This is a genomic window from Streptomyces chengmaiensis, from assembly GCF_029846775.1.
Taxonomy (GTDB): domain Bacteria; phylum Actinomycetota; class Actinomycetes; order Streptomycetales; family Streptomycetaceae; genus Streptomyces; species Streptomyces chengmaiensis.
In genome coordinates, this window is the sequence record NZ_JARWBG010000019.1 from 120,639 (window position 1) to 126,705 (window position 6,067).

The following is a 6,067-nucleotide window of genomic DNA, read 5'->3' on the forward strand; positions in this document are numbered from 1 at the left end:
TCTTGGACACTCGATGGTTATGCGGCGAGGGCGTGCTGTTGCCGCTGCCTGGTCTCAGCTGGGGTGAGGTGGCCGAAGATCTTGTGCTTGCGCAGGCGGCGGCGGTTGTAGAAGGTCTCGATGAAGGTGAAGACCTCGGCGCGGGCGGTGGCCCGGTCGGGCCAGGTCCGGGTGCCGATCTCCTCCTTGAGCAGGGCCCAGAAGCTTTCAGCGGCGGCGTTGTCGAAGCATGATCCGGTGCGCCCGCAGCTCTGCCGCAGTCCCAATTCCCGTGTTCGGTCTCGAAATTGGGTCGATGTGTACTCGCTTCCGCGATCACTGTGGATCACGCAGCCGGGCTGCAGGTGGCCCCGGCCGTGGGCCATGTCCAGGGCGTCGACGACGAGTTCGGCGCGGTGGTGGTCAGCCATGGCATAGCCGACCACCTCGCGGGTGGCCAGGTCCAGCCAGCAGGCGAGGTAGAGCCAGCCCTCGGCGGTGGGCAGGTAGGTGATGTCGCCGACCAGTTTGGTTCCGGGCGTATCGGCGTGAAAGTCGCGGCCGATCAGGCCCGGGGCCGGCTTCGCCTTCTTGTCCGGCCGGGTCAGTGAGCGGTGCTTGCGGCGGGTGACGCCGCGGATGTCGCGCTCGCGCATCACCCGGGCTATGCGCTTGCGGTTCACCCGCCGCCCGAGGCGGCGCAGCTCGGCGTGGATGCGCGGGACACCGTAGGTACGGCGGGAGGCGAGGTGCAGCACGGTGATCTCGTGCGCGAGTGCGTCGTCGGCGGCTTGGCGCCTGCGACGGGCGGCTTCGCCCTTGCACCAGGCGTAGTAGGAGGAGCGGGCCACATGCAACACCCGGCACAGCAGGGTGATCGGGTAGTTCGCCTTCTCCGCATGGATCAACCGGTGCAACTCGCTCACCGGTCGTTCTCCTTCACGAAGAAGGCGGTCGCTTTTTTCAGGATCTCGATCGTCTGCTGCTGTTCGCGGTTCTGCTTGCGCAGCCGCCGCAGTTCCTCGCGCTCGGCGCTGGTCAGCTCGCCGCTCTGGCTCTCGCCCCGGTCGGCCTTGGCCTTGCGGTACCAGCCGCGCAGGGACTCCGAGCTGATGCCGAGTTCCCGGGCCACCGCGGTGACCGTCTTGCCCGAGGAGTCGACGAGCGCGATCGCGTCCCGCTTGAACTCCTCGGTGTACCGCTTCGTGTACTTGCTTCCCACCTGGTGCTACTTCCTCTGGAACCTCAGGTCCCAGTCTCCAGGTGTCCACGATCAAGGGGAAGCTTCACCAGCCCGCTCCCCCCGCCACAGCCCCGTCCGTCCTCGCACCTGCCCCCGCCGTGACTCGGCCGCGCACGAGACGACAGCCACCGACTCGAGCCACCATCAGGAGCAAGGCGAGCGACGGCGCTGGTGGTCCCGCCGCGGCTGACCACTGCGCACAGCGCCGGGCGCGCTCGCCTCTCCCAGCGGCTCGGGAGCAGGCGGACCAGCTGCCGACCGGCGGTGGCATCTTCGGCCGGCGCCGCCGTGCCTGGGACTGGAACGGAACCGCAAGCTTGCCGTGCCAGACCCTGTTCAGATCATGATGGCTGCCATCGGATGAGGTAGATGCTCATTTCTCCGGACTCTTTTACGCTGACGACTTCGAAGTAGCCGATCGTTGGTCCTGCTTTGGCGCAGTAGTGGTTTCCTGCGGCGAGTGTGTGGCGGGAAAGCCGCTGTGTGGTGGCGATTTTCTCGCATTCGCTCGGTCCTGGGATATCGGCGTCGGAGGGCACGGTCCCGATCGATACGTTTTCTTCTTCCGGGGCGATATAGGGGGCGACGCCGGAGTTGCTCTGGATCGTAATATCGTTGCTGATGAAGCTCCTGGGTTCTCCTTCTGTGTCGATGGTGAAGCCGTCTCCGGTGGCGCTGTGTTGGGCGTTCCAGGTCACGACGTAGCCGTCTTCTTCCGGCGGGGTCACGCTGGACGGTGCTGTGGGTGTTTCTGGTGGGGTTCCGGCCTGTGCGGGATCTGTCGTTGGGGTGTTGGTCGCGGTGGGCTGGCCGGATGGTGTGGTTGCGGTCTGCGACGGCGATGCCTCCGGGCTGTTGCCTTGGCCGGTGGGCGCCTTGCTTGTGTTCGTGGTGTCCGGTTCGGTGATGCGGTAGATGAAGAAGCCGCCGAGGCCGAGAGCTACGACGGCGAAGGCGGCCACGACCTTGGTCACCGTGCGGTTCTTCCTCCCTGTTTCCGCAGGGGTGTCGCCCGGGGGCAACGCTGCGGGCGGGAGGTGTTGCGGGTCGGCAACGCCCAAGCCGGATGATGGCGAGGGCGATGGGGGTGGGGCATCGGGTCGCAGGGCGGGCTGGTCTGCGACGGTGTGCATCGCGTCGAGTTGGGTTGTGATCTCGTCCCGGCGGGTGGTGAGGTCAGCGCGGCGGTGTTCGAGTTGCCCGAGCTGTTCCTCGATGCGCTGTTCCTGGGCGGGGTCGGGTGCCTGTCCTGCGCTGACGGCCTGGCGGTAGCGGTCGCGTTCGGCGATCAGGCCCTGCAGCTGGTGGTGGACGTCGCCGACAGCTGGTGCTGCTGCCCATGCCTGTGCTGCTGTGGCCAAAGGGTCGTCCAGCGGCTTGACGTGGGTGCCAGTGCCGTTTGAGGGAGGGTTTGGTTCTGTCTGCTTGTGGTGCTCTTCCCGGGCGGGGAGCGGTACGGAGAACAGGGATGCGAGCAGACGCCGCCACAGCGGCCACCCGCTGGTGTGGCGCTCGTAACGGGGGCCGGTGGGGGTACCGATGAGCGAAGCGCGTAGACGGCTCCCGAGAGGGGCAGGGAGGGGGCGGGTCATTCGGTCACCTCCTGCTGCTGCGTTCCTGCGGGAACATCCGAGACGGTGTCGTTTCTGATCCCAGGACCCACCTCTCCGTTGGAGGGCGCAGGGGAAGCTCCCCCTGCCGATGGTCCCGGCACGCTGCCCACTGGTGCTGGCGCACCTCCTTGGATCGCGTTGCGAACGGCTTTGGTGGCTCCCAGGTTCTGAATGAGTGACGGCGCGGCGACCCCGATCACGGCCGCCGCGTAGACGGTGGTGATCTGCGAGTGGAACAACGCCCCGGCAGCCGCCCCCAGCCCACAGCGGAGCAGGCCTGTCAAAGCGTCCGGATAGGGATCGACGTAGTCACGCAGAGGAGGAAGCTTCCGCCGCCTGCGTGCCCGCTGCGCTGCCTGCCGTGCCGCCCGCCACTCCGAGACCTTCCCGAAGAGGATCACCACTTCGAACAGCACACCCCCCGCTGCGCCCATCCCGGCCGCTGTCTGCCACTCCACTCCGGCGTCCCCCTGACCCTGAGCCCCTCCGTGTGTGCATAGCGTTGCAGAAAACCGACGCCCCGCCACGAAAACGGCACTCAAGCCGACAGCGGCTTCCTGGCCGCGCCCCAACGGCCAGCGCAGTATTTGCACGGTGTGGGGTGGCAGCGGGTGGTATCAGCCAGGTTGAGCAGGTTTCCCTGCTCCTGCTTGGTGTGGTTGTGATCATGGCTGCCATCAGGCGACCAGGCCACTGCCATGCGACGCCGTGTGTGGCTGGCCGCCATGAGCGTACTCACTTGTCGCGGGTCGTTTTTTATGCATGGTGTGTGTTTGCGATGTGCCGGCTTCGTGTCAGTGAGAGCGTGTCAGTCACGGTCAGGCGGGAGAACCGTGTTCTTGCAGGTTGTCGGCCCGTGGTCGGGGGCTTGCCACTGACACGGCGGTGATGCTTCGCGGCCTCACGGCTGTCGTGAGGCGGTACGTCCCCAGGTGGCTCACTGCCGTGAAGTCGGCACATCGCAGCGGCCCGGTCAGCCACCCGAGGGCCAGTGATGATCTGCGGGTTTTTGCCGGTGAGGTTCGGGATCGTGGTGTCAGTGGGTGAGTATCGAGCTCTCTGCTGTTCAGTGGGTTGTCGTGGGTGACTCGGCTGCTGTTGGGGATGCCGTTTTGGTGCTGACGTTTTTGGCGTTGATGGGGGTCGATTGGTTGCAGGTTGGTACAGCGGGGAGCGCGTTGCAGCTGGTCATGAGTGTGCGGGCGATGCGCCGGGGTGTCGGGGCCTCGACCACCGCCCCACCACCTGACCGCCTGCCCCGCCCACGGGCCCGACCACCGCAAGTCACAGCCGCGCGCGGCCCGGCCAGCCCCCAAGAGCCAGCTCGGGCCGCCTACTGCAACGGGGCCGGACGCGCCGCGCGCCCGGCCCACGGGCGACCCCGGCCCCGCCCGGCGACAGCATCTGTTGCGCCAAGGGTTGCGCCAGGGTGTTGCGCTGGAGGTTGCGGCAAGTGTTGCGCGAGCCTCCACGATCGTCCGGCGTTTGCGCAGGTCACCACGCCTGTAGAAGCGTGGTCGGGGCGCTGACATCCCCCTCGGAGCACCCCTCGACCGCCCTGGCCTGGAAGAAGGAGGGAGCGGGCGGGACGCGGGGAGCGCCTCGGGGGATCGGGCGCCGGCCGTTGTCTTCGCGCGCGTCGGCGGGGCCGCGCGCGAAACGGGGTGTGACTGGGTGGTGGGGTGGGTGTCGGACAGCCGTGAGTTGTTCTCTACTTAGGGGCTTGGTAGAGTTAGAGCATGGTTGGGATGAAGAAGGATCGTGGTGGTGGGTCTGAGGGTCCGCCGTCGCCGCGGATGACGTTGCCGACGCAGTTGGTGTTGCGTGCGTTGCTGGAGAAGCCCACGCAGGAGCGGTACGGGCTGGAGCTGTGCGCGATGGCGGAGCTTCAGAGCGGGACGGTGCATCCGATTTTGGCGCGTTTGGAGGCGGCGGGGTGGCTGGAGTCTCGTTGGGAGGATGTGGATCCGAGTGAGCGGGGTCGGCCCCGGCGTCGGTATTACCGCCTGAGTCCCGATGGTGTGGAGCATGCGCGTGATGCTCTGGCTCGTGCCACGGCCAGCAGTGCTGCCCTGCGGGCTTTGCGGCCAGGGCTTGCCGGGGGTGCCGGAGCGTGAACCGTAAGAGTTACGTCCGCGACCTCGACCAGGCCCTCAAGCTCGCCCTCGCCCGCCACTGCCTCTTCGTCGCCCGCGCCCTCCGCCGCGACCGCGTCCTCGCCCGCTACCTCGGCGTCGTCCGCGCCTTCGCCCCCGTCCTCGATCTCGATCTCGACCTCGACGACGCCCGCGCCCTCGTCCGCAGCCTCGACCGCGTCCTCGCCCGCGTCCGCGGCCTCGACGTCGTCCGCGATCTCGACGACGCCCGCGCCCTCGTCCGCGGCCTCGACCGCGTCCTCGACGACGCCCGTGCCCTCGTCCGCAGCCTCGACCTCGACCGCCTCCACCACGTCCACGACCCCGACCTCGTCAGGGAGCTTGTGGGTGTTTTGGGGTCTGGTTGTCGGCGGGCGGAGGAGCTTGCGGTTTTGTGTGCGGATGCCGGATTTAGGGATGCTGTGGGGGAGCCGGTGCGTTGGGTGAGTGTGTGTGCGCGGTGGTTGACCTGGGTGGCGTTGCGGGTGGTGCCGGTGGCGGAGCGTGCGAGGTACGGGGAGGAGTGGAGTTGCGAGTTGTGGGAGCTGGCGGAGGGCCGTGGGCGGCTGCGGCGTCAGATCGCTCATGCGTTGCGTTTGTTGAGTCGGGCGTGGGGGGTGCGTCGGGCTGTGGTGGCGTACGGCGGGTGGGGGTGAAGCGTGGTGAGTCAGGTGTTGGTGGGGGCGGCGGCGGTGGGGTCGCCTTTTGCGGTGGCGTTGCCTGCGGGGGTGATGCCGTGGCCGGCGGAGTTGGCGTTGGCGTTGTCGGGGCCGTTGGTCTATGTGCTGCATCGGTTCTGGATGTACCGGCTGGGCTGCCGGGCGCTGAAGTGCGCTTCTCCTGACGACGTCCCTGTAGTGCTTGCGGTCGGTACCGGGCAGCGGCCTGTGCCCCGGCAGCGGCGCGGCAAGGGCGGTAGGCGTGGTGGGAATTCGTGATTCCATGTTCCGCGACGGCCTTCGCCGGTGGAGCCGCTGCGGAAGGCGGAGACAACGATGGCGAGGAAGGGGGCGATGGTGCAGCCGAGGGAGGCGGTGGCGTACGCCGCACCAAACAGCGCCATGGAAGGCAGGGAGCGGGTCACCTTCGGTGCGCGC

5 protein-coding genes are annotated in these 6,067 nt (G+C 67.9%); 2 read left to right on the top strand and 3 right to left on the bottom strand.

What is annotated here, in order from left to right; genetic code table 11:
• Positions 1 to 17: 17 nt before the first annotated feature.
• The 3 genes from QCN29_RS18005 to QCN29_RS18015 form a co-directional block, all read right to left on the bottom strand.
• Entirely contained in the window at positions 18 to 905 is an 888-nt protein-coding gene (locus QCN29_RS18005) for an IS3 family transposase (protein WP_279929243.1), read from the bottom strand.
• A complete protein-coding gene (locus tag QCN29_RS18010) occupies positions 902 to 1,201 on the bottom strand; it encodes a transposase (protein ID WP_279929245.1) in 300 nt (99 codons plus the stop codon). Before QCN29_RS18010 ends, QCN29_RS18005 begins: the two co-directional genes overlap by 4 nt.
• 362 nt (positions 1,202 to 1,563) lie before the next feature.
• Positions 1,564 to 2,583 carry a RodZ family helix-turn-helix domain-containing protein gene (locus tag QCN29_RS18015; protein WP_279929246.1) on the bottom strand — a complete coding sequence of 340 codons (1,020 nt, stop codon included), beginning with the start codon at positions 2,581 to 2,583 and terminating at the stop codon, positions 1,564 to 1,566.
• Positions 2,584 to 4,631: 2,048 nt separating this feature from the next.
• Here QCN29_RS18015 and QCN29_RS36875 point away from each other — a divergent pair.
• Positions 4,632 to 4,952 (top strand): PadR family transcriptional regulator, encoded by a 321-nt coding sequence (locus QCN29_RS36875; protein WP_318036718.1) that lies wholly within the window; start codon positions 4,632 to 4,634, stop codon positions 4,950 to 4,952.
• Positions 4,949 to 5,626: a hypothetical protein gene (locus tag QCN29_RS18025; protein ID WP_279929248.1), complete on the top strand. Its 678-nt coding sequence runs from the start codon at positions 4,949 to 4,951 to the stop codon at positions 5,624 to 5,626. The genes QCN29_RS36875 and QCN29_RS18025 overlap by 4 nt, the downstream gene beginning before the upstream one ends.
• Positions 5,627 to 6,067 lie beyond the last annotated feature (441 nt).

What these genes read in the sequence shown, in the direction of transcription:
- QCN29_RS36875 (WP_318036718.1), top strand. Translation starts at nt 4,632, where the DNA reads ATGACGTTGCCGACGCAGTTGGTGTTGCGTGCGTTGCTGGAGAAGCCC.